Origin of the sequence: Pseudoalteromonas sp. BMB, assembly GCF_001709235.1 — a bacterium.
In the GTDB taxonomy this organism is placed as follows: domain Bacteria; phylum Pseudomonadota; class Gammaproteobacteria; order Enterobacterales; family Alteromonadaceae; genus Pseudoalteromonas; species Pseudoalteromonas maricaloris.
On sequence record NZ_MBQA01000203.1, the window covers coordinates 1 to 1,084 of the forward strand.

The following is a 1,084-nucleotide window of genomic DNA, read 5'->3' on the forward strand; positions in this document are numbered from 1 at the left end:
AATACTATTCCCCAACGCATTGCCAAAGGCATCAATCGCTACTTCACCAAAGTTCCAGCTCGCTTGATTACCAAACAGCTTGTTTGAACCATATCGCACCGCTGAATTTAGTATACCATTCACTGGGTTTGTCGTGCCACCGCCTATCACTGGACCCTGTCCTGTGATCCCGGATGTCAGCGCCGATGCCGCTATATTTCCCCATCTAAAGCTCGTTTGTGTACCCGCTACTTTACCCGCTACCACTGAGCTGATTGCACCTACTGCCCCAAACGCCGCTTGTCCACTACTTCCTAACTGATATGCTCCTTGGATAGCTTTCCCTGACGCATTCACCACCTGAGCTGCATTTCCTGAAGTATCCATCGCTGCAAATACTTCTGTTCCGCGTAGTACATTTCCTGCACCTGCTGTGAGTCCTGCTGTTAACCCTGACCCCAGCGCAGACCTTAACGAGAAACTGTCAACTACGCCCATGGCTTTTCCCGCTAATTGAGAAGCAACTGAGCCTACAAAGCCACCTGCCGCAGCCGCGGCGATTCCAGTTGCGGTTGTGACACCTGCCGCTGCAAAGCTGCCCGTAAGCACACTCGTGCCTGTTGACATGATTGCGCCATAACTTGCACTGGCTGCTGCTCCCGCTGTTGCGATTGTGGCAACTACCGCTACGGCTATCATAATGATACTGGCTACTGCATTACATCCAGCTTCTGGCGGCGGTGGCACATACGGCATCGCTGGTGTTGTGTCCCCTATATAAAGTTGAGCTAACGCCTTCAGTGTGTCTCCCGACCCAACCTGATGTCTCGCCATTGGTGTCGCATCACCTTGACTTGGTGCTTTAAAGTGTTGCTCTTTTATTGAGTCGCTCCCTGACTTGTTTAACTCCCCTAAATATTGGTTGTTGCTATATAAGTGATAGCTACCCGTGCCGTTGCCTCTAAAGTCCGTGTCTTCTTTAAAACCGACATTATTCGCAACCGTTGTCTCATAATCGACTCGTCTGCCTGAATCTCGATCATAGTAGCTACGACTCGTATTTCTATCAGCGTCTGTCAACACCCGGGTTTGTTTACCTGTTACT

1 protein-coding gene is annotated in these 1,084 nt (G+C 50.3%); it reads right to left on the minus strand.

The window, feature by feature from the left end:
• Positions 1-1,084 (minus strand): hypothetical protein (locus tag BB427_RS24545; protein WP_175401307.1); only part of this gene is annotated, 1,084 nt, incomplete at both ends.